This is a genomic window from Pseudomonas sp. B21_DOA (assembly GCA_030544685.1).
Lineage (GTDB): Bacteria > Pseudomonadota > Gammaproteobacteria > Pseudomonadales > Pseudomonadaceae > Aquipseudomonas > Aquipseudomonas fluorescens_AO.
On record CP086683.1, the window covers coordinates 4,533,537 to 4,556,180 of the forward strand.

Annotated in this window: 17 protein-coding genes and 5 pseudogenes; 10 read left to right on the forward strand and 12 right to left on the reverse strand. The window is 60.3% G+C overall.

All coding sequences use genetic code 11. The features are described from left to right. Positions 1 to 168 precede the first annotated feature (168 nt). Positions 169 to 1,050 (forward strand): AraC family transcriptional regulator, encoded by an 882-nt coding sequence (locus tag LJU32_20905; GenBank protein WKV91164.1) that lies wholly within the window; start codon positions 169 to 171, stop codon positions 1,048 to 1,050. Positions 1,051 to 1,176: 126 nt separating this feature from the next. Next, the gene (locus LJU32_20910) at positions 1,177 to 1,914 is read left to right on the forward strand and encodes an SDR family oxidoreductase (GenBank protein ID WKV88008.1); all 738 of its coding nucleotides are present in this window, start codon (positions 1,177 to 1,179) and stop codon (positions 1,912 to 1,914) included. 410 nt (positions 1,915 to 2,324) lie between these two features. On the opposite strand, the pseudogene LJU32_20915 reads toward LJU32_20910, so the two are convergent. Beyond that, positions 2,325 to 2,441 (reverse strand): annotated as a pseudogene (locus LJU32_20915) (transposase). 657 nt (positions 2,442 to 3,098) lie between these two features. Next, positions 3,099 to 3,794: a B3/4 domain-containing protein gene (locus LJU32_20920; protein WKV88009.1), complete on the reverse strand. Its 696-nt coding sequence runs from the start codon at positions 3,792 to 3,794 to the stop codon at positions 3,099 to 3,101. A gap of 45 nt (positions 3,795 to 3,839) precedes the next feature. Here LJU32_20920 and LJU32_20925 point away from each other — a divergent pair. After that, positions 3,840 to 4,418 (forward strand): annotated as a pseudogene (locus LJU32_20925) (helix-turn-helix domain-containing protein). An 82-nt stretch (positions 4,419 to 4,500) separates the two neighbouring features. Here LJU32_20925 and LJU32_20930 read toward each other — a convergent pair. The 3 genes from LJU32_20930 to LJU32_20940 all read right to left on the reverse strand — a co-directional run bounded on the left by LJU32_20930 (position 4,501) and on the right by LJU32_20940 (position 6,530). Then, entirely contained in the window at positions 4,501 to 4,701 is a 201-nt protein-coding gene (locus LJU32_20930) for a hypothetical protein (protein ID WKV91165.1), read from the reverse strand. A 145-nt stretch (positions 4,702 to 4,846) separates the two neighbouring features. Beyond that, a complete protein-coding gene (locus tag LJU32_20935; GenBank protein ID WKV88010.1) occupies positions 4,847 to 5,476 on the reverse strand; it encodes a hydrolase in 630 nt (209 codons plus the stop codon). Between the two features lie 127 nt (positions 5,477 to 5,603). Then, positions 5,604 to 6,530, reverse strand: coding sequence for a Gfo/Idh/MocA family oxidoreductase (locus LJU32_20940; GenBank protein ID WKV88011.1), 927 nt, complete (start codon positions 6,528 to 6,530; stop codon positions 5,604 to 5,606). 273 nt (positions 6,531 to 6,803) lie between these two features. On the opposite strand from LJU32_20940, the pseudogene LJU32_20945 reads away from it, so the two are divergent. From LJU32_20945 to LJU32_20960, 4 genes and pseudogenes are all read left to right on the forward strand, one after another. Continuing rightward, positions 6,804 to 7,408, forward strand: a pseudogene (locus LJU32_20945) (SCO family protein). Next, positions 7,408 to 7,887, forward strand: coding sequence for a copper chaperone PCu(A)C (locus tag LJU32_20950; GenBank protein ID WKV88012.1), 480 nt, complete (start codon positions 7,408 to 7,410; stop codon positions 7,885 to 7,887). The pseudogene LJU32_20945 and the gene LJU32_20950 overlap by 1 nt, the downstream one beginning before the upstream one ends. Before the next feature lie 202 nt (positions 7,888 to 8,089). Further along, entirely contained in the window at positions 8,090 to 8,302 is a 213-nt protein-coding gene (locus LJU32_20955) for a helix-turn-helix transcriptional regulator (protein WKV91166.1), read from the forward strand. A 137-nt stretch (positions 8,303 to 8,439) separates the two neighbouring features. Then, positions 8,440 to 8,757 carry a hypothetical protein gene (locus tag LJU32_20960; GenBank protein ID WKV88013.1) on the forward strand — a complete coding sequence of 106 codons (318 nt, stop codon included), beginning with the start codon at positions 8,440 to 8,442 and terminating at the stop codon, positions 8,755 to 8,757. Positions 8,758 to 8,856: 99 nt separating this feature from the next. Here the strand turns inward: LJU32_20960 and LJU32_20965 are convergent, their stop codons facing one another. Then, entirely contained in the window at positions 8,857 to 9,873 is a 1,017-nt protein-coding gene (locus tag LJU32_20965; protein WKV88014.1) for an ABC transporter substrate-binding protein, read from the reverse strand. Between the two features lie 326 nt (positions 9,874 to 10,199). Between LJU32_20965 and LJU32_20970 the strand changes: the two genes are divergently transcribed. Then, entirely contained in the window at positions 10,200 to 12,410 is a 2,211-nt protein-coding gene (locus LJU32_20970; GenBank protein ID WKV88015.1) for an LTA synthase family protein, read from the forward strand. Between the two features lie 138 nt (positions 12,411 to 12,548). After that, entirely contained in the window at positions 12,549 to 14,825 is a 2,277-nt protein-coding gene (katG, locus tag LJU32_20975; protein ID WKV88016.1) for a catalase/peroxidase HPI, read from the forward strand. Between the two features lie 164 nt (positions 14,826 to 14,989). On the opposite strand, the pseudogene pepN reads toward katG, so the two are convergent. The 6 genes and pseudogenes from pepN to LJU32_21005 form a co-directional block, all read right to left on the reverse strand. Continuing rightward, a pseudogene (pepN, locus tag LJU32_20980) lies at positions 14,990 to 17,646 on the reverse strand (aminopeptidase N). A gap of 10 nt (positions 17,647 to 17,656) precedes the next feature. Beyond that, positions 17,657 to 18,486 (reverse strand): annotated as a pseudogene (locus LJU32_20985) (DUF2797 domain-containing protein). Next, positions 18,483 to 18,743 (reverse strand): DUF1315 family protein, encoded by a 261-nt coding sequence (locus LJU32_20990; GenBank protein WKV88017.1) that lies wholly within the window; start codon positions 18,741 to 18,743, stop codon positions 18,483 to 18,485. Before LJU32_20990 ends, LJU32_20985 begins: the two are co-directional and overlap by 4 nt. Before the next feature lie 34 nt (positions 18,744 to 18,777). Continuing rightward, positions 18,778 to 19,647, reverse strand: a complete 870-nt coding sequence (locus tag LJU32_20995; GenBank protein WKV88018.1) for a rhomboid family intramembrane serine protease — start codon at positions 19,645 to 19,647, stop codon at positions 18,778 to 18,780. Further along, entirely contained in the window at positions 19,644 to 20,615 is a 972-nt protein-coding gene (locus LJU32_21000) for a metallophosphoesterase (protein ID WKV88019.1), read from the reverse strand. Before LJU32_21000 ends, LJU32_20995 begins: the two co-directional genes overlap by 4 nt. Then, a complete protein-coding gene (locus LJU32_21005) occupies positions 20,578 to 21,504 on the reverse strand; it encodes an NAD(+) kinase (GenBank protein WKV88020.1) in 927 nt (308 codons plus the stop codon). The genes LJU32_21000 and LJU32_21005 overlap by 38 nt, the downstream gene beginning before the upstream one ends. Before the next feature lie 114 nt (positions 21,505 to 21,618). Here LJU32_21005 and LJU32_21010 point away from each other — a divergent pair, with 114 nt between their 5' ends. Continuing rightward, positions 21,619 to 22,569, forward strand: coding sequence for a DUF1853 family protein (locus tag LJU32_21010; protein WKV88021.1), 951 nt, complete (start codon positions 21,619 to 21,621; stop codon positions 22,567 to 22,569). Positions 22,570 to 22,644 lie beyond the last annotated feature (75 nt).

The window sequence follows — 22,644 nt, forward strand, 5'->3', positions numbered from 1 at the left end:
TTTCGGGCGATTGCCGGGACTGTCGGAGTTTTGCGCTGGAATTTCTCAGTCGCCCGCCCTAACCTTCAAAATCATTCGCAGCCAAAGCTTTTCATGGAGCGTCCTGTGCCCCCTGCCAGCCCTGCTACGCCGACAATCAGCCAGCCCGCGCGCATCGCTGCCGAAGCCATGCCGGAGCATCTGCCCGGTGTTGCGGAAACGACCACGCCGCGGCCGCAGATCAAGGATGCGGTGGTGCAGCTCTTCCGCCATCAAACCCTGCTTGAGCCGATCCGCGTGCCGTGCGTGGCCGAACCGCTGCTGGTGCTGGTATTGGCCGGCACTGCCCGGGTCGAAGAACGTTCGTTGGGCGGAGAATGGCAGGCGAGCCAGGTCACGGCGGGCGACTTCTTCCTGACCAACACCCGCGAACCTTATGAAATGCGCTGGCAAACCGAAGGTTGCGAGGTCTTCGAAGTCATGCACCTCTACCTCGGTCTGGGCCTGATCGAACAAGCGGCGCGCGAAGCGTTCGGCGAACAGGCCGGTGCAGTGACGTTTGTCGATGTGTCCGGTGCGCGTGACGAGCAGGTCAGCTTCATCCTTGAGCAACTGCGCATCGAACTGACCGAACAGCGCCAGCCCAGTGCACTGCTGGTACACAGCCTGGCTCAGGCGTTGGCGATCCATATGCTGCGGCACTATCTCGACCCGGACAGCAACCCGCGCCGCGACAACGCCCTGCCCGCCTACAAACTGCGCCGGGTGATCGAAGCCATGAATGCGAATCTGGCGGAGGATTTCAGCCTCAGTCATCTGGCCGCCATCGCCGGGCTGAGCGACTACCACTTCAGCCGCACCTTCAAGCGCGCCACCGGTTTATCGCCCTCGCAATACTTCATCCGCCTGCGCATGAGCCGCGCGCGTCATCTGTTGCTGGAGACCGCACGCAGCGTGATCGACATTGGCCTGGAGGTTGGCTATTCCAGCCCCAGCCACTTTTCCCAGGTGTTCCGCCGTGAAGTCGGCGTCACGCCTAGTGCCTACCGCGATGCGCCACGTGGGGCCTGAAACCTGTCGAAAAGCGATGCAGCAGAATTGGGCAAATCCCGTGGAGGAATCGATTAATAACCCATGAGCCCCAGCACTTAATCTTCTTCCAAGCCCACTCACGGGCACATTGAAGAGGACGACATCATGCTGAACATTCAAGACAAAGTGATCGTGATTACCGGCGCCAGCAGCGGCATCGGCGAAGCCACCGCACGCCTGCTCGCCGAACGTGGCGCCAAAGTGGTGTTGGGCGCACGGCGCACCGAGCGTCTGGCAGTGATTGCCGAAGAGATCAATAGCGCCGGTGGCCACGCGCAGTTCCGCGCACTGGACGTCACCGATCAGCAGGATGTGCAGCGCTTCGTCGATTTTGCCGTGGAGCATTACGGCCGTGTCGATGTGCTGGTCAACAACGCCGGGGTCATGCCGTTGTCGCGGCTGGACGCGCTGAAAGTCGATGAGTGGAACCGCATGATCGACGTCAACATCCGTGGCGTACTCCACGGCATCGCCGCCAGCCTGCCGTTGATGCAGCGCCAGCGCGCCGGGCAGATCATCAACATCGCCTCGATCGGCGCCTACGCCGTCAGCCCCACCGCAGCGGTGTACTGCGCGACCAAATACGCCGTACGGGCGATTTCCGAAGGCTTGCGCCAGGAAGTCGGCGGCGATATCCGCGTTACCGTCATCGCACCGGGCGTGACCGAATCGGAACTGGCCGACAGCATCTCCGATGAAGATGGCCGTGCTGAGATGAAGTCCTTCCGCAAAATCGCCATCCCCGCCGAAGCCATCGCCCGTGCAATTGCCTACGCCGTTGAACAACCGGCAGATGTCGACGTCAGCGAATTGATCGTACGTCCTACCGCCAGCCCCTACTGAGACCCGGAGTCAATCTGTGGGAACCAGCTTGCTCGCGAAAGCGGTGGATCAGTCGGCAAAGATGTTGGATGTGCCGCCGTCTTCGCGAGCAAGCCCGCTCCCACAGGGGGTTTTGGCAGCACCAAACCAATGGTCAACGCAGAGCATTGCAGGAGTGAGCCTGCTCGCGAAAGCGGTGGATCAGTCGGCAAAGATGTTGGATGTGCCGACGCCTTCGCGAGCAAGCCCGCTCCCACAGGGGTTTGTGGCAGCACCAAACCAATGGTCCACGCAGAACATTGCAGGAGCGAGCTTGCTCGCGAAAGCGGTGGATCAGTCAACACAGATATTGGATGTGCCGACGCCTTCGCGAGCAAGCCCGCTCCCACAGGGGTTTGTGGCAGCACCAAACCAATGGTCCACGCAGAACATTGCAGGAGTGAGCTTGCTCGCGAAAGCGGTGGATCAGTCGGCAAAGATGTTGGATTTGCCGACGCCTTCGCGAGCAAGCCCGCTCCCACAGGGGTTTGTGGCAGCACCAAACCAATGGTCCACGCAGAACATTGCAGGAGCGAGCTTGCTCGCGAAAGCGGTGGATCAGTCAACACAGATATTGGATGTGCCGACGCCTTCGCGAGCAAGCCCGCTCCCACAGGGGTTTGTGGCAGCACCAAACCAATGGTCCACGCAGAACATTGCAGGAGTGAGCTTGCTCGCGAAAGCGGTGGATCAGTCGGCAAAGATGTTGGATTTGCCGCCGCCTTCGCGAGCAAGCCCGCTCCCACTGGGGGTTTGTGGCAGCACCAAACCAATGGTCAACGCAGAACATTGCAGGAGTGAGCTTGCTCGCGAAAGCGGTGGATCAGTTGGCAAAGATGTTGGATGTGCCGACGCCTTCGCGAGCAAGCCCGCTCCCACAGGGGGTTTGTGGCAGCACCAAACCAATGGTCCACGCAGAACATTGCAGGAGTGAGCTTGCTCGCGAAAGAGGTGGATCAGTCGGCAAAGATGTTGGATTTGCCGCCGCCTTCGCGAGCAAGCCCGCTCCCACTGGGGGTTTGTGGCAGCACCAAACCAATGGTCAACGCAGAACATTGCAGGAGTGAGCTTGCTCGCGAAAGCGGTGGATCAGTTGGCAAAGATGTTGGATGTGCCGCCGCCTTCGCGAGCAAGCTCGCTCCCACAAGGAATCGCGGTGCTGCCGACTACCGCGCGCCCGGGCCGATCAACATGCTTTCAATCTCGGCACCGGGCATCATCTGCTGTAAACCTTCGATGAGCTTGTCGCCGGCCTCGGTCAGCGCTTCCAGCGGCATGGCCGGCAGGCTTTCAAGGATGAACCACATGTGCTGCGCCTGCGCATCGAGGCGGGTTCGCACGCCTTGGCGCCAGTTCCAGCGCCGGCAGGTCACGCCCTGATCGTCGCGCCAGACCACTTCGCCAGCGTCCGGAAATTCATGCGCGGGCTGGCCTTCTTTCATCGTATCGAACAGCTCGCTGCCATCAGCCACGACCAGACGCGGTGAACCGACGTAGGCCTCGGCATTTTCGCCGCCGACGGGAATCGCATATTCGAGGCTGATGGCGTTGTACAGATCGACCACCGGATCGATGCTCGGCAACTCGCCGTCGCGCAACACGCGTTTGCGCAGAGCCTCGGCGGAGCACGGCGTGCGCTGCGGCTTGGCGCCGAACTGGCGAAACACGTCCGCCCAGGCCTGCAAGTGCGCGGGCGCCCACTGCGGACCACCGGCGGCGACGACCTGACAGGCTTTGGCCAAGGCTTCACCGGCCACATAGGCCTGAGTAATCGGCGCCGCTTGCACGACAATACTCAGCGCTCTGAAGCCCGGCTCGAGTTGCGCAACAGCCGGATCGATTGACGGCACGACAGACAGCATCCCAGAATCCCCCCATACCTGAATTTCAAACGATGCTAGCGATCAATGACCAAGAAAGTCAATATATCGACCGAAGCCGGCGCCGATGTCCAGACCGTCAGCGCAGCGGTTTCGCGCACGCTCAATCAGGCGCGCAAACAACAGGGCATCACCCTGGACGAACTGTCCCGACGCTCCGGCGTGAGCAAAGGCATGGTGGTCGAGATCGAGAAAGGCTCGGCCAATCCGAGCATTGCGACCCTGTGCAAGATCGCCGCAGCGCTGGGCTTGTCCGTGGCCGACTTCGTCAATGTCGCCGACACTCCGACGGCGCACCTGATCGACAGCCACGACATCCCAACGCTGTGGAGCGGTGAGCTGGGTGGATCGGCGCGACTGCTGGCCGGCACCAGCGGCCCGAACATGCTCGAGTTGTGGCGCTGGGAACTGTTTCCCGGCGAGTCGTTTTCTTCCGCCGGACACCCGAATGGCACCACCGAGCTGTTTCATGTCGAGAAAGGCACGTTGCATCTCAAGGTTGGCGATGCCGAGCTGCTTGTCGGGCCTGGCTGTTCGGCGGTAGCGCGGACGGATGTGGCGCATGAGTACGCCAACCGTGGGCGGTCGAAACTGGTGTTCACCATGTCGGTAACTGAACTGCATCAGGGCGCTCGCGAGAGCCCTCACTCTAGTTTCGGAGCAAGAGGCATCGATTCACAGCTCGCAATCAGCGTGACGGCGGGTGCTCCGTCGAAACCGAGTTCGTCGCATCGACATCCGACATGTCTTCCTCAACCGGTGCCTCATCGTCCGGCGGCAAAGGCACTTCTGGATTTCCACGCTTGGGATCGTGGCCGGTCTCGTTGTCGGTTGTGCGCGTCACGGCTTGTTGCGAGTGGTTGCCCGGTGCCTTTTCATCAATGTCCATGTCGGTCTCCGATGTGATTCAGCGAGATGTACCTGAGCGTGTGAAATGCCCAAGCGTGACAAGTGCCCGGCACTGGACGAACGGCTTTCTGTAGAGAACGCAAAAAGCCTGCTTTCGAGGCAGGCTTTTGCTTTGGATCTAACGCTTACTTCTGCTGCGTCAACGCCGAGTAGCTGTTCATCAGGTTGCGGTAGTTGGGAATCCGCTGCGACAGCAGGTTACCCAGGCCTTCGATGTCGTTGCGCCAGTCGCGGTGCAGCTCGCAGGCCACCGAGAACCAGTTCATCATTTGTGCGCCAGCCTGAGTCATGCGGCTCCACGCGGCTTGCTGCACGGTGGTGTTGAAGGTGCCGGAGGCATCAGTGACCACGAACACATCAAAGCCTTCCGCCAGCGCCGACAGGGTCGGGAACGCTACACACACATCCGTCACGACACCGGCAATGATGATCTGCTTGCGCCCGGTGGCCTTGATTGCCTTGACGAAGTCTTCGTTGTCCCAGGCGTTGATCTGACCTGGGCGAGCGATGTACGGCGCGTCCGGGAACATCTCTTTCAGCTCTGGCACCAGCGGACCGTTCGGGCCTTGTTCGAAGCTGGTGGTGAGGATGGTTGGCAGGTCAAAGAACTTGGCCAGATCCGCCAGCGCCAGCACGTTGTTCTTGAACTCGTTCGGCGAGAAGTCCTGCACCAGCGAGATCAAACCGGTCTGATGGTCAACCAGCAGCACGATAGCGTCATCTTTGTTCAGGCGGTTGTAGGTTGGAGTGGTCATGGTGTGCGTCCCTTTTCAAGTTTGAAGTTTGTTGTTGCGTTCAAGTGGGTACAGATTACTGACGCACAGCAAAGGGATAAATCGGCTGAAAAGCGTTTCACCGTCCACTCAGACCGGACAATCCACCTCAATCGTAAAACGGCTCGACCAACGCGCGGCTGCCAACAAAGAAACTGTCCGCCACCAGGCGCAACGGTTGCAGGTCGAGGTCGCTGGCCTTGTCGCCGATCAATTGCTGGAAGTGGCGATAGACCGCTGCGTATTCGCCCTCCTCAGACACGCTTTGGCGCTCGCCGTCGATGCTCAGCACCGCGCCGCCGTTGTCCAGGCGCAGGACGCCCTCGGCGCAGCGGATTTCGATGCTCCAGAGCTCGTCGTGGCCATGGTCGAAATCGAACTCGGCGCGCACGTCCAACTGATGCGCATCAGACATTTTGATCGAGGCGGCAATCGGCGACTGGCAGTTGCTCGGCACGCGCAGCTCGGCGGCTTCGACAAACAGCGGCAGTGCCAGCAGGTGGGTGATGATCGACAAGGCGTTGATGCCCGGATCGAACACACCCAGGCCACCCGGTTGCCAGATCCACGCCTGGCCCGGATGCCATTTGCGCACGTCTTCCTTCCAGTCAATCTGTACGCTTTGCAGGGTGCGGCTGGCCAGCCAGTTGCGGGCGGCGGCGATGCCCGGTGCGTAGCGTGAATGCCAGGCGAACAGAGCACTGACGCCTTGTTCAGCGACCTGATCGACCAGGGCCATGGCCTCGCCCAACGTTGCACAGGGCGGTTTTTCCACCAGCACGTGCTTGCCGGCCGCCAACGCCTGTTGCACCAGGGTAAAACGCCCTTGCGGCGGCGTGCAGAAGGCAATCGCATCGACGGCCGGGCCGTTTTCAAGCAGTTCGCCCAGCGACTGGAAGTTTTCCACCCCGGCGCAAGGTTTGCCCTGGGTGGCGACCGCTACCAACTGGAACGCGGGGTTGGCGAGGATGGCGGGAACGTGTTGATCCTGGGCGATCTTGCCGTAGCCCACCAGGCCGAGACGAATCGGTTGCATTACAGACTCCTGTTGTTGTTTTGGTCTTTGCAGCGCAGCGGCAAGAGTACGTGTTTCTACGCCCGCCTCCAATCGTCATACTATTTAAATCGATTCTGATCACAACGAACGAATGGGCGTATCCGTCATTTCTTCTTACACCTTTTGTCGTCCGATCCCGCACCGCGCGGCGATCGGCAGCCGGCGAACAGCCTCAGTTTGCTATCATGCGGCGCTTTTACGGTTAACCCCCGCCAGTCCTGCCGACTCGCGGGCTGCAAAAGGCGGTATTAGATGACGGCTTTGTTGACTCGCCGCAAGGTACTTGCGGGAATGGGCGTGCTCGGGCTCGGCCTGCTCGCCGGTTGCGATACCCGTGGCCAACTGTCGTACAAGTACGGCAAGGATCTGAGCGACAAGATCCTCGGCCGCACCTTCAAGCTGAAGAACCCCGAAGGCGAGACCATGTCGCTGTCGAGCTTTCGCGGGATGATGCCGATGATCTTCTTCGGCTTCACCCAATGCCCGGCCGTTTGCCCCACCACTCTGGCCCGCGCCGCACAGATCAAAAACTCATGGGCCGCGACGGCGATCGCCTGCAAGTGGTGTTCATCACCCTCGACCCCGAACGCGACACGCCGCAGATCCTCGACGCCTATGTCAAAGCCTTCGACCCGAGCTTCGTCGCGTTGTACGGCACGCTTGAGGAAACCAAGGCGACCGCCAAGGAATTCGACGTGTTTTACGAGAAAGTCCCGGCCGGCGACACCTACACCATCTCCCATACGTCCACCAGCTACGTCTACGACTCGCGTGGTGAGTTGCGCCTGGGCCTGTCCACTTCGCTGACAGCCCAAGAGTGCACGGAAGATTTGCTTACTGTTATGGAGGTCTGCTGATGCATCCCGTTCTGAATCACCTCAAACGCACCGTATGTGCACTGTCCCTGCTCGGCCTGGCCTTCCAGGTCTCGGCACAGACCAAAGTCGACGACGCCTGGGTCCGTGCCACTGTGCCGACCCAGTCTGCCAGCGGCGCGTTCATGACCGTTACTGCCGACAGCGACAGCAAATTGCTCAGCGTTGCCTCGCCAGTGGCCAAGGACGTACAGATTCATGAAATGAGCATGAAGAACGACGTCATGACCATGGGCCCGGTGAAGTCGGTTGAGTTGCCTGCCGGTAAAGCCGTGAGCTTCGACCCGAACGGCTACCACGTCATGCTGATGGGCCTGAGCGGTCAATTGAAGGAAGGAGATAGCGTGCCGCTGACCCTGACCGTCGAAAACGCCAAGGGCGAGAAAGAAACCATTGAGGTCAAGGCACCGGTCCGCGCGCTGACCAACATGGGCGGCCATGATCACAGCAAGATGCATTGATCGCTGACAGAAAGACTCTTCGCCCGACTGGAAAACGGGGCGGCTTGATCGATGATCAGGCCGCCCCGTTTTTATGGAAACGATGCTTTGACCGCATCGAAAATATCGGCGCCCCCCCATCCCGTGGACCTGCGTATGGCCGGTGATGGCCGCGATGTGGATCCTCGGTCTGCAAATCGCCCGGCGTCGCTATCAATGAGAAATCACCTCAAGGTTTCTGCGCGCCGAGCGCAAGTGGTCACAGGTCGATCTGGCGGAGCGCTTGAACGTCTCGCGCCAGACCGTTAACGCCATCGAAAATGAACGCTACGACCCGAGCCTGCCGCTGGCGTTTCAGATCGCGCGAACGTTTGGATTGCCGATTGAAAGTATTTTTGAGGATGGGGAAGCAGAACCGTTCTGCCGTAAACAGTAGTGGCACTCCTTGATTTATTGCGTTTCTTGCTAAAGAACTGTCAACTTTTACAGTGTTGCATCAATACCATGCGCCCTATGCTGCGTATTCCCGGCAATGATTGCAGGGGTCTCATTGATCAGATGGAGCATTGCAAGATGACTGGCACCGTAGATTTTCCTTTTGACTTCGAAGGGTTGAATGCCGAGCAAACCGAGATTTCGCTATCCAAGATCAGCGACATCGGCGCGAAGATAACGCCGACGGCGAAAATGACCCGTCTCAAACTGGATTTCACTTTTGCCGACGGCAGCAGTCTGAGCACCGATATTTTTACTATCGCAAAGGTGACAGAAACTTACGGAATCGTCCCCCGCTGGGGTCTGGAGCGCAGCAAAAACAACTCGCTCACCTGTACGTTCCGCTGGTGGCCCGGCGACGAAGTTTTCCAAAGCGAATACAAGGTCGTTGCATGATGGTTCGGGACGGCTGTCCGGCAACGGACAGCCACTACTCAGCAGCATGAAGCGTGAACCAAGCTCGGCAGCGTAAGGCCAAAAGAGCCTGCCGCCCCCTCAACTCCCCGCACCACCATGCGCCTCTTCAAAGAAATAATCCTTCCAGCTCGCCGCTTTGTTCTTCAACACACCGAGTTCCTGCAGTTTCTCGGCATAGATGAACGTGCGTTGCGGTACGACGGTGAAGTCAATTTCCGGGTCTTTGACGATTTGCTCGACCAGGGCCAGCGGCAGTTTCGATTGCTCTACGCGGATGTAGGCCTGGGCGGCGGCGGGTTTGTCGGCTTTGATGATGTTCTCGGCTTCGGCCAGTGCGTCGTAGAACGCCTTGTAGGTTTTCGGGTTTTCGTCGTGGAATTTTTCCGTGGTGTAGAGCACGTTGAACGTCGCCGGGCCGCCGAGGATGTCGTAGGAGCTCAGCACTTTGTGCACGTTCGGGTTTTGCAGAGCCTGGTATTGAAACGGTGGGCTGGAGAAATGCGAGTTGATTTCCGAGCCGCCGGCGATCAGCGCAGCGGTGGCGTCCGGGTGCGGCAGGCTGACTGAAATGTTGTCGAATTTCTTGAACTGGTCGTCACCGAATTCCCTGGCGGTTTCAATCTGCAACGTGCGCGACTGGAACCCCACGCCAGCGGCTGGCACGGCGATGCGATCCTTGTCGCTGAAGTCCTTGAGGGTTTTGATGTTCGGGTTGTTGGTCAGCAGGTAATTGGGCATCGAGCCGAGCGCGGCGATAGCCTTGACGTTCTGCTTGCCCTTGGTGCGATCCCACACGGTGAGCATCGGCGGCACGCCGGCCGAGACCACGTCCAGCGCTCCGGTGAGCAGCGCCTCGTTCATCGCCGTGGCGCCGGAAATGCTGTTCCAGTCGACCTTGATCTCCAGACCCTCGGCCTTACCGTGTTTCTCGATCAGTTGTTGATCGCGCACGACGTCGAGAATCAGATAACCGATGCCGAATTGCTGGGCGATGCTGATTTTGCCCTCGGCCCGGGCGCCGCTACTGAACAGCGCACCCGCTGCCAGAGTAGCGGCCAACAGAGTCAGCGAAGAACGTTTGAACGGTGTGGCCATGACAACCTCGCAGCATGGGGGTGGGCTGAAAGGGCTGACTTTATAGCTATAAAAAATAGAAATTAAATATCTTTATTGCATATCGATAGTACTGAGCGATTTGTCTTCTGCGGCTGGAATACCACGAGCACCGGACGAACCTACAACAGTCTGAAACAAAAACTGCCTCCCTGAAAAGCCGCAAAACGTCCAGAAGCCCCGCCCGGTCTAGGCACGCGATCTTTCCTGAAATCGCCAGTCGCGGGTTTAAAAACCGATCAGCGTTCCTACCCTTGGTATCATCGCCCACAGTTTCTTGACCCTTTCATGACACGCAGGCCTTTTTTGTGAGCGCACTTTTTAACTGGCTACGGCGGCCGAATGCCCGCCTCCTTTCTCTGATCGTTCTGGTACTGATCGTGCCCGTGTGCCTGCGCGCGGCGTTGGGCTGGTCAACACCGCTGGGCTTTCTCTCGGACCTGGCCGTCGGCAGTCTGCTGGTCGTGGCACTGCATCGTCGCGCGTGGTGGCAGGCCTTGCCAGTGCTGGTGTTCTGGGCACTGTTGGCGAGCGCCACGGCAGAACTGGTCAGCGCCGTCGGCCGCCTGCCGACGCCTTCGGATATTCACTACCTGATTGACCCGCAGTTCGTCGAGAATTCCACCGGCGGCGGACTTGCGCACCCTGCCCTGACCATTGCTTTGTTGGGCGCGCTGGTTTTCTGGCTGGTGACTCAGTTTGTTGGTCGCGGCTTGTCTCGCCCTGCTCTGCCTCGCTCTGTCTGGGTCGCGCCAATCGTGTTGTTCGCCGCACATTGGGGCACGCAAAACCTGTGGCCGAACGACGGCGATGCCTGGCGCCTGTACAACCTGCCGCATCAATTGCTCGCCAGCGAAGTCGCCGACCTGCAGATCCAGGCCGAAGAATGGCTGGACGGCGATATCGAAGAACCCACACCCGCGATGGCTGGACTCACCGACGTCGACCTCAATGGCCAGAAATTGCTCGCCGCGCCCGGCCAGGCGCGCAACGTGTTGATCATCGCGCTGGAGGGCATTCCCGGTGCCTACATTCGCGCCAACCGTGAGGCGATCGGCAGTCACTATCAAGAAGACCTGATGCCCAACCTGAGCCGCTGGGCCGAGCGCGGCATGAACACCCCGGATTACGTGCTGCACACCCACCAGACCATTCGCGGTCTGTACGCCATGCTCTGTGGTGACTACGACAAGCTCAACAATGGCACGCCCAAAGGCGTGGAAATGCTCACCCTCAACGAACGCAATCAGGCCTGCTTGCCAGCGCAGCTGCGCGAGCACGGTTTCAGCACCCACTATTTACAGGGCGCCGGCCTGCGCTTCATGGCCAAAGACAAGATCATGCCGCACATCGGTTTCGATGCGACCCATGGCCTGGAATGGTTCAGCAACAGCAACTATCTGGAGTTCCCATGGGGCAAGGATGACAAAGCGTTTTTCGAAGGCGCGCTGGACTACGTCGGCCAACTGAAAAAGCAAAAACAGCCGTGGATGCTCACGCTGCTGACGGTCGGCACCCACCAGCCCTACTCCGCACCGGAGGATTACCTGCAACGTTATGAAACGCCGAAGCAGGCCGCTGTCGGTTATCTGGACGATGCGCTGGATCATTTTCTCTCGGGGCTCGAGCGCCAGGGCGTTCTCAACGACACGCTGGTGGTGATCACCTCGGATGAATCCCACGGCATCGACGGTGTACGTCTGGCCTCGTCATGGGGTTTCAACCTGACGCTGGCGCCGGAACAGGCGCAACTGCCGCGGCTGAATGCCGGGGTTTATGGCCACGTCGATCTGAGCACCTCGATCCTCGACTATTTCGACCTGCCGGTGCCGACTGCGCTGAGCGGTCGGTCGTTGTTTCGCGACTACGATTCCGGGCGCGAAATCATGTCGTTCACCAATGGCAAACTGCGCTACCACAACGGTCAGGGCATCTTTTCTGAATGCGACCTGCCGCGCCGCTGCCGCTACTACCAAAGCGCCGGCTTCATCGCCGAAAGCGCCACTTACAAAGGCACCTACAGCGGCCATCCGGCCCGACAGATTGCCGCGCGCGCCGATGCCATCGACCTGTCCTTGCTGCGCACGCCGCTCAATCATCGCTATCAGTTCGGCAGCAACAACATCATCCCACTGCAAGCGCAGATCAAGGATGATTGGGCCGACAACCTGATCGGCGCGCAATACCTGGAAATGCCCAAAGGCTCGCACACCCGCGTGCGCCTGACCGTGCGCTCGGTTGATCCGCAGCAGGCGGCGTACATTCAGCTCAAGGCCAAGCAATTCGAACAGGACGTGCAACTGGGCCTGCCTACGGAAATGGTCGCCACGGCGGACCAGCCACTGGAGTTGGACTTCAGCTTTGAAAACCCGCAGCCGCGCAAGGCCTTCTCATTTCATTTGCTGGGCTATGGCAATGGCGCGGTTGAAGTCAGCGACTTCAGCGTCATCACCGAATTGCCCGGCCAGGAAGATATTCTTGATGACGTTCCTGATGACGAAACCGCGCAATCCAGCTAATCCCTGTAGGAGTTGCGGTGAAAGAGTTTGCCTATCGGCCTCCAACAGTCGGGCTATTAGCCGACTTGCCAACTCGGGTCTAGCCTTACCAGTCCGAAGTCGGCACGAGCCGGCCGCAGACCTGATAGGGATACGAACATGGCAAACGAATCGAAATGCCCGTTCAACCACGCCGCCGGCGGCGGTACGACGAACCGTGACTGGTGGCCGAACCAACTCAATCTGAAAATCCTCAGCCAACACTCACCCAAGTCCGATCCGCTGGGCCAGGACTTCGACTACGCCAAAGCCTTCAAAAGCCTCGACTTTCAAGCGCTGAAACAAGACATCAGAGCGCTGATGACCGATTCTCAGGACTGGTGGCCGGCCGACTTCGGCCATTACGGCCCGTTGTTCGTGCGCATGGCCTGGCACAGCGCCGGGACCTATCGCACCGCCGATGGCCGTGGTGGCGCTGGCTCCGGTCAGCAACGCTTTGCGCCGCTCAACAGCTGGCCAGATAACGTCAGCCTCGATAAGGCCCGCCGCCTGCTGTGGCCGATCAAGCAGAAATACGGACGCAATATTTCCTGGGCCGACCTGATCGTGCTCACCGGCAACGTCGCGTTGGAGTCGATGGGCTTCAAGACCTTCGGTTTTTCCGGTGGCCGTGCCGATGTCTGGGAACCGGATGAAGATGTGTACTGGGGTTCGGAAACCGAGTGGCTGGGCGGCGACAACCGTTACGGCAAGAGCAATGGTCCGGTGCAGGAGCCCGGCGACGGCACGCTGGTGGCTGAGCCCGATCTGCATGGCCGTGAAGAAAGCCGCACCGATCAGGGCGAACGCAATCTGGAAAATCCCCTCGCCGCCGTGCAGATGGGCCTGATCTATGTGAACCCGGAAGGCCCTGAAGGCAACCCGGATCCGGTGGCCTCGGCCAAGGACATTCGCGAAACCTTCGGCCGCATGGCCATGAACGATGAAGAAACCGTAGCGCTGATCGCCGGTGGCCATGCCTTCGGAAAGACCCACGGCGCCGGCCCTGCCGACAATGTCGGTCCAGAGCCGGAAGCGGCCGGTCTGGAGCAGCAAGGTCTGGGCTGGAAAAATGCCTTCGGCACCGGCAAAGGCGCCGACACCATCACCAGTGGCCTGGAAGTCACCTGGACCACGACGCCCACGCAGTGGAGCAACAATTATCTGGAAAACCTGTTCGGCTTCGAATGGGAGCTGAGCAAAAGTCCGGCGGGCGCCAATCAGTGGCAACCGAAAAACGGCGCCGGTGCGGGCACCGTTCCCCACGCTCACGATCCGAACAAGAAGCTCTCGCCGACCATGCTGACCTCCGATCTGGCGCTGCGTTTCGATCCTGCCTATGAACAGATCTCCCGGCGCTTCCTGGCCAATCCTGATCAACTCGCCGACGCGTTCGCCCGCGCTTGGTACAAGCTGATCCATCGCGACATGGGTCCGCTCTCTCGCTACCTCGGCCCCGAATTGCCGCAAGAGGAATTGCTCTGGCAAGACCCGCTGCCCGACGTGACGCACGCGCTGATCGATGACAGCGACGCCACGTCGCTGAAAAACAAGGTGCTGGCTTCGGGATTGTCGGTGTCACAACTGGTCTCGACGGCGTGGGCGGCAGCGTCGACCTTTCGCGGCTCGGACAAGCGCGGCGGCGCCAACGGTGGTCGCTTGCGTCTGGCCCCGCAGAAGTTCTGGCAGGCCAACCAGCCCGAGCAATTGGACAAGGTGCTGAGCACGCTGGAAGGCATCCAGAACGAGTTCAACGGTTCGGCTGCCAATGGCAAGAAGATCTCGCTGGCAGACCTGATCGTCCTGGCCGGCAATGCCGGGGTGGAAAAAGCCGCGCAGAACGCCGGGCACTCAGTGTCGGTGCCGTTCTCACCGGGCCGCGTCGATGCTTCGCAGGAGCAAACCGATGTCGAATCGTTCGGCTTCCTCGAACCGATCGCCGATGGCTTCCGCAATTACAGCAAAGGCAAATACACGGTTGCGGCGGAAACTCTGCTGATCGACAAGGCGCAATTGCTGACTCTCACGGCACCGGAAATGACCGTGCTGTTGGGTGGTCTGCGGGTGTTGAACACCAACGTCGGGCAGACGCGGCATGGCGTGTTCACCGATAAAACCGATACGCTGAGCAATGACTTCTTCACTCATCTGCTGGACATGGGCGTGGAATGGACGCCGACGTCACGGGATGCCGATGAGTTTGAAGGCCGTGACCGCAAGACCGGGGCGCCAAAGTGGACGGCGACACGAGTGGATCTGGTGTTCGGCTCGAATGCGCAATTGCGCGCGTTGGCCGAGGTGTATGCCAGCGCCGATGCGAAGACGCAGTTCGTCAATGATTTCGTCAAGGCATGGACGAAGGTGATGAATCTGGATCGGTTTGATCTGCGTAAATAGCTGTTTCTTGTACTAATGAAAATGCCGCTCGTTGAGCGGCATTTTTTGTTGATCGTTCCCACGCGCAGCAAAGGAATGCAGCAAGGGACGCAGAGCGTCGGGAGAGGCATTCCCACGCAGAGCATGGGAACGATCAATTAAACGCCCCAAACATCTAATCGGCGTTACGCCAGGCTTTTGCTCACCACTTCATACACATCGCTGGACAGCGACCCGGACGCCAGAATCCGCTCCAGCTCGGCCTTCATCAGTGCCTGGCGCGCGCTGTCGTATTTGCGCCAGCGGGTCAGCGGGGCCAGTTGGCGCGAGGCGATCTGCGGATTGAAGCCGTTCAGTTCGATCACCAGATCGGCAAGGAAGCGATAACCGGAACCGTCCGCCGCGTGGAAGTTGATCAGGTTCTGCCCGGCGAACGCGCCGATCAATGCCCGCACCTTGTTCGGGTTCTTGATGTTGAACGCCGGGTGCTGCATCAACGCCTTCACCCGCTCCAAACCGCCCGGCAAGGTGCTGCCGGCCTGCACGCTGAACCACTGATCCATGACCAGCGGATTGTCCTTGAAGTGCTCGGCGAAGCTGGCCAAAGCCAAAGCCTTCTGCTCTTCGAATGGCGAGTTGACCAGCACCGCCAGCGCAGTCAGGCGCTCGGTCATGTTGTCGGCGGTCTCGAATTGCTCCAGCGCCGCCGCCAGCACTTCCGGCTTGCCGCTGAGCATCAGGTACGACAGGGCAATGTTCTGCAAGGCGCGACGAGCGAAGTGCTCGGCCTCGGCGACGTACGGAGTCTTTTTCGACAGATCGCGATTGGCCTGATAACGCAGCCACAGCGCTTCGAACAAGCCTTCGGCGAGTTGCTTGCGGGCGAATTCGCGAGCGACATGAATCGCCTCGACGTCAGCCACCTCGCTGATCTCAGTGAGATAGGCCTCCCCGGCAGCGAGAGCATTTCGGCAACCATCGCCTGATCCAGCGAGTCATCGGACAGCACCGTGCGCAGCGCCGACACCAGACGCGGATCGAGCTTCAGACTCTCGCCTTTCTGATGCTGGCCAATCAACTCTTGAAGCACTTGCACCGACAATTGCTGACCGGCATCCCAGCGGTTGAAGCCATCGCTGTCGTGCTGCATCAGGAACATCAGTTGATCGCGGTTGTACGGGAAGCTCAGTTTCACCGGCGCCGAGAAGCCGCGCAGCAGCGATGTCAGCGGTTGCTCGTTAATGTCGACGAAAGTGAAGGTCTGCTCGGCTTCGGTCACCGAGACCACTCGGGTGGAGCCTTGTGCCGAGGCTTCGCCAGCCAGACGCAGGGCGATTTCATTGCCTTGGCTGTCGAGCAGGACGAGCTCGACCGGGATCACGAACGGCAGTTTTTCCACCTTGTCCGGGGTCGGCGGGCAGCTCTGGCGGAAGGTCAGGCTGTAGGTTTTTGCGGCAGCGTCGTAGGACTCGCTGACGGCCAGACGCGGTGTGCCGGCCTGACTGTACCAGCGCTTGAACTGACTGAGGTCGACGCCATTGGCATCTTCCATGGCCTTGACGAAATCATCACAGGTCACGGCCTGGCCGTCGTGGCGTTCGAAGTACAGATCGCTGCCCTTGCGGAAGCCTTCGGCGCCCAACAAGGTGTGGATCATGCCGACCACTTCCGAGCCCTTTTCGTACACGGTCAGGGTGTAGAAGTTGGAAATCTCGATGAAGCTGTCCGGGCGCACGGCGTGGGCCATCGGCCCGGCATCTTCGGCGAACTGGTGGGTACGCAGGTACGCCACGTCCTGAATGCGCTTGACCGTCGCCGAGTTCATGTCCGAAGAGAAACCGGCATCGCGGAATACCGTGAAGCCTTCCTTGAGCGACAGCTGAAACCAGTCACGGCAGGTCACGCGGTTGCCCGACCAGTTGTGGAAATATTCGTGGGCGACGATCGCCTCGACCCGCTGGTGCGCGGCGTCGGTGGCGGTTTCGGCGCGGGCCAGCACGGCGCTGGAGTTGAAGATGTTGAGACCCTTGTTCTCCATCGCGCCCATGTTGAAATCGTTGACGGCGACGATCATGAAGATGTCCAGATCGTACTCGCGACCGTAGACCTCTTCGTCCCAGCGCATGGATTTCTTCAGGCTGTTCATCGCGTGCTGGCACTTGTCGATGTTTTCCGGCTCGACATAAATGCGCAGCGCGACGTTGCGCTGGCTCATGGTGGTGAAGGTGTCTTCGACGCACCACAGATCACCGGCGACCAGCGCGAACAGGTACGCCGGTTTCTTGAACGGGTCTTCCCAGGTCGCCCAGTGCCGGCCGTCTTCGCCGGGGCCGGAAGCGATCGGGTTACCGTTGGAGAGCAGCACCGGATAGCTGTGCTGTTCGGCCACGACGGTGGTGGTGAACTTGCTCATCACGTCCGGGCGGTCGAGGTAATAGGTGATCTTGCGAAAGCCTTCGGCCTCGCACTGGGTGCAGAACATCGTGCCGGACTTGTACAGGCCTTCCAGCGCGGTGTTGGTTTCCGGGTGGATGCGCACGCTGGTGTCGAGGGTGAAGGTTTCACTGGTCGGCTGCAGGGTCAGGTGACTATCCGAGACTTGATAGTCAGCAGCGCTCAGCTCCTGGTCCGCCAGCGTTACCGACAGCAGCTCCAGTTGCTGGCCGTCGAGCACCAGCGGCGGCAGGCCGGCGCCGCGCTCGGGGTTGCGGCGCATCACCAGTTGCGCGTGAACCAGGCTGTGGTCCTCGAACAACTCGAAGGTCAGGTGGGTTTCGTCAATCAGGTACTCGGGCGCCTGATAGTCCTTGAGGTAAATCATCTTCGGTTGTTCGGTGCGCATGCTGGAATCCTTATTGATGCACGGCAAGCTGATAGGCCGTGTATTTACGAATGTTGATCACGCCGGTGTCGAAGATCAGGTACTGGCCCTTGATCCCCAGCAGCGTGCCTTCGGCAATCGGGTTCTTGTCCAGGTTGAAGCTGACGATTTTCGCCGGGTATTGCTCGACGGGATAGCGGATTTCCAGCGGTTCGACATCGGCAATCGTCTGAATTGCCTGTAGGCCGAATCGTTCCTGCAAGCCTTGCAGGCCTTCGGCGCAGCTTTCGAACAACTGATCGCGCACCTGCGCCAGATCCACCGCTGCAGCATCGCCCTTGAGCAGGGCGCGCCAGTTGGTCTTGTCCGCCACCTGACTGCGGAACAGGTCCTCGACAAACCCCGATTGCTGACGTGTGGATACGCGCATGATCGGCAGCGCCTGACTTGCGCCCTGATCCAGCCAGCGGGTCGGCAACTGCGTGGCACGGGTGATGCCGACCTTGATCCCCGACGAGTTGGCCAGGTAGACCACATGATCAGTCATGCAGAACTGCTGGCCCCACACCGGATCACGGCAGGTGCCGGCGTCGAAGTGGCAACGCTCCGGACTCATGATGCACAGGTCGCACTGCGCCAGTTTCGTCATGCACGGGTAGCAATAACCCTGACTGAAACTGGTTTTGGTCCTGCGCCCGCAATGGGTGCAATGAATTGCCCCAAAAATTCCAGACGCAGCGTGCTGCCGATCAACGGGTTGACCGGCACCTCGACGTCATCCAGACGAAACGCGTACTGCACGTTCGACCCGTCCAGACGCGCCGACATTTTGCTGATTGCACCGCGGCCAATCTCGATCAATGGATGGCATCCGACTTGAACAGGATGTTCGGCACTTCGATCGACTTCGACGCACATTCTTGCGGGCCCATGTAACCGGTGCGCTGGTCTTCAGGCAGGTTCTGGATTTCCCAGGCGATCATCGCCTGCAACGACAGCTCGCGCTGTTCGGCAGTGAGTTTGTTGCCGTCGGACCATTTACCGATCTCCACGGCCAGTTTCAGGCTTTCGTAGATGTCCGGGGTGATGTTGTTGATCATGTCGTTGAAAGAGGACATCAGGGTCTCCGTGCTCTTTACTGAAACAAAAATGTTAGACGGCCAGTTTACGGCGGTTATACAAACCGCCCAACAAACCGGTGAGGCATCCGATGAGTAACCCGCTCAGGTGCGCGGCATTGGCGATCTGGCCGAAACCGATCAGCGAGATCAGCCCGGACATGCACACCACCAGCCACACCAGCATCATTACCAGCACGCCGCGCGGCAGGCGATAGGCCGGATTCGGTGCCAGCAGCTGGAAGATCCAGCAATGCCCGAGCAAGCCGTAAAGCACGCCGGACAGCCCACCAAACAGGCTCGGGCCGCTCCAGACGAACTGCGCGTAGTTGGACACCAGACTGAACAGCAGCGTCAGGCCAATCAGGTTGATGCTGCCCTGGCGCGCCTCGATGCGCCGCCCCAGTTCCCAGTACCACATGCCGTTCATGGCCAGATGGAGAATGCCGAAGTGGATCAGCATCGGCGTGACCAGCCGCCACCACTGCCCTGCCGCCAGACTGTCGGCCAGCGGGGTGAAGTGGATGTACTCGCCGATCACGCGGAAATCGAGGAAGGTCAGCCAGCGCAGTGTCTCGAGGTTTTCGCCGAGAAAGGTCAGGCCAGCGACGATCAGGCTCAACAGCAGAATGAACCCGGTGGCTTTGGCGTGTTTCAGCTGTTCGCCGAAGCCTGGCCGTTTGAAGGTCTGGCCTGCAGGAATATCCAGTTGCTGTTCCGGGTCGCCAGCCGGGAAGCGCTCGTACAGCGAACGCACGTCCTCGCTGATTTCCTCCGGCGCCCACAACACCTGCTCGCCCGCCTCTTCGCTGACCCGATGGGGGACTTGCATACGTTGCAGCAGTTTGACGAAACCGCTCAAGTCCACCGCCAACGGCAGGCGCAATACCGCTACCGCACTCATTGCAGCACCTCCGGCCGCTCGACATCGACCCAGACGAATTTTTGCGGATCCAGGCGCGTTTCCTGGTCCAGACGATAGGCCACCAGTTTGCCGTAGAGCACCGCGCTGTAATCCAGGCACGCGAGGTTCGGGCGGATCGGCGCCGGTTTGCCGCTGCGCCAGTAGTGGCCGACGAACAGCAACGGCTCGTCGACGCCATAGCGCAGCAAAGAATTCTTTTCGCTTGAAGTCAGCGGCGTCTGCGCGACAGGTTCTGGCAACGCATCGGGCTGGAAGACGATGTCGCCGTAGGTTTTCGGGTCGTCTTCCCAGAATTTGGTGCGAAAGAATGAACGCACCAGACCGTCGCCGCTGGTCATGGTCAAGCCACCGGGCAGGCGCATGTCGGTGCCGCGCAGCAGGCGATCGAACACGGTGCAGGCGAAGCTGCCGGGAACGGCCGAGGCCTGGAGGAAATGCTCATCGACGCAGCCATTGGGGAACAACGCCCGCAGCGGCTCGATCAGTCCGGCGTCCCAGCAAGCGTGGACGACGCGGAAACGACCGGCATCGACGAACAGCGGCAGCTCGTAGAACCATTGCTGGAAGTCATGCCAGTCGCCGGGATGGTCTTCAAATTGAGTCAGGGTTTCCTGCAACAGCCGCGCATGGCGCTTGGTGTGTTCGCGCACGAACTGCTTGCCGCTGCCCGGTGGCGCCGGGGTGACCCAGCCGAGCGCGTTGAATTCGTGGTTGCCCATGATGCACAGCGCCTGCCCCGCCTCGACCATGTCGTGAACGATGTGCAGCGCCTCGCGAATGCGCGGGCCACGGTCGATGATGTCGCCAACGAACACCGCCATGCGTGACGGATGCCGCCAGACCCCGCCCTGCTTGTGATAACCGAGACGGTCCAGCAAGTGTTCGAGGGTCATGGCGCATCCGTGCACGTCACCGATCAGGTCGTAACTGCGCGCGGGATCGAGCATCAGTCGCCTCCGCCCCCAGCTTGCTGCCCCAGCCAAGCTTGGTGCGGCACACCTCGTAGTAATTGTGATCGAGCGGATGAATCAGGCGCAGCTTCTGTGCCTTTTTGCTCACGGTGATGGTGTCGCCCGGTGCGCAGGTGAAATGGTTCTGGCCGTCGCAGGAGACCTGCGGGTAGATCTGCATATCTTTGGACACGACGATTTTCAGCTCACTGTTGCCATCGACCACGATCGGCCGTCCCGACAAGGTATGGGGGTACATCGGCACAATCACAATAGCGTCGAGCTTGGGATGCATGATCGGCCCGCCGGCAGACAAGGCGTAGGCAGTGGAGCCCGTGGGTGTGGCGACGATCAGGCCGTCGGCCTTCTGGCTGCAGACAAACTGGCCGTCGATGTACAGCTCGAATTCGATCATCCGCGTCGATTTGCCCGGGTGCAGCACCACGTCGTTGAGCGCATCGCCCTGGCCGATGGCCTCGCCATGGCGACGCACTTCGGCTTGCAGCAGGAAGCGGTTTTCCACCAGATAGTGGCCATCGAGCACTTCGGCGACCTTGATTTCCAGCTCGTCCGGGCGAATATCGGTGAGGAAGCCGAGGCTTCCACGGTTGATGCCCAGCACCGGAATATTGTGTTTGGCCAGCGCCCGCGCGGCGCCGAGCAGGCTGCCGTCACCACCGACGACTATGACCATGTCGCAGACTTCGCCGAGCATCTTGCGCGACGAGGTTTGCAGGCCGTGGCCGGGCAGGACTTCAGCGATGGTGTCTTCGAGGATCACATGCAGGTGACGGTCGAGCAGAAAGCGTTTCAGTCGGCGGACGGTATCCAGCACCTGGGAACTGCCCAGGCGACCGATGATGCCGATATTACGAAATTGCTCCATGGGACCTCTGCGGACAATCGAAAACGCGAAAACCCGATTATGGGCGAAAGCGCCAGATAGACAAAATCCTTTCAGCCTCAAGGGCGGGCTCAGGTTTAAGGCTATGCTCGCAAGATGATCCTCTTTCCCGACCTGTTGCAGTTGCCTCATCAATTACGCCATCCCGAAGTGCGGGACCTGGCGTGGGTCATCCTCGCACCGCCGATGCTCGCCGCCACGCCGTGGCCGCAGCGCCATCCGCTGGCCGGCAGCGATTGGGTACATGACCCGCAGCGTCTCGAACACTGGCTGCGCCAGCTCGACCACGACAGTTACGGCCTGCTGCAATGGCTGGCGCAGGCGCGCACCCGGCGTCTGGGCCTGTATTACGAGCGTCTGTGGCAGTTCGCCGTGGAGCACGCGCCGGGCATCGAACTCATCGCCGCCAACCTGCCGATCCGCCGCGCCGGGCATACCCTCGGCGAACTCGACATGCTGCTGCGTGACCGCGACGGCGTGCATCACCTGGAATTGGCGATAAAGCTCTACCTTGGCCCGCAGGCTGGCGATGGCCGCGATCCGGCGCAGTGGCTGGGGCCGGGTTGTCATGACCGGCTGGATCGCAAACTGGCGCATCTGGCCGAGCATCAATTGCCGATCTCGGCGCGCCCGGAAAGCCGCGAAGTGCTCGCCGCGCTGGATATCGAGACGTTCAGCGCGCAATTGTGGCTGGGCGGTTATCTGCTGTATCCGTGGCCCGGGCAAGCCGATTCACCCCACGGCGCGCATCCGCAACATTTGCGTGGCAGTTGGCTGCATCAGAAAGACTGGCCGGCGTTTGTCGCGCAGCGCCCGCCGGGCCGCTGGCAACCCCTGCCCCGCCACGCATGGCTGGCGCCGGCGCATTATCCGGCGGATCAGGTCTGGGCGGATGAGCATCTGCGTTTGTGGCTCGAAGACCTGCCAGCGTTGGCCCCGGCGCAGTTGATGGTGCGCCTCACCGAGAATGCCCAGGGCGAATGGGAAGAGGCGGAGCGGTTGTTTCTGGTGGCGGATCTTTGGCCGAATGTGCCCGGCCAAACCTGAGATTTGTGGTGCCTGAACTGGCCCCTTCGCTGGCAAGCCAGCTCCCACAGGTTTCGCGGTGGATACAAATCCTGT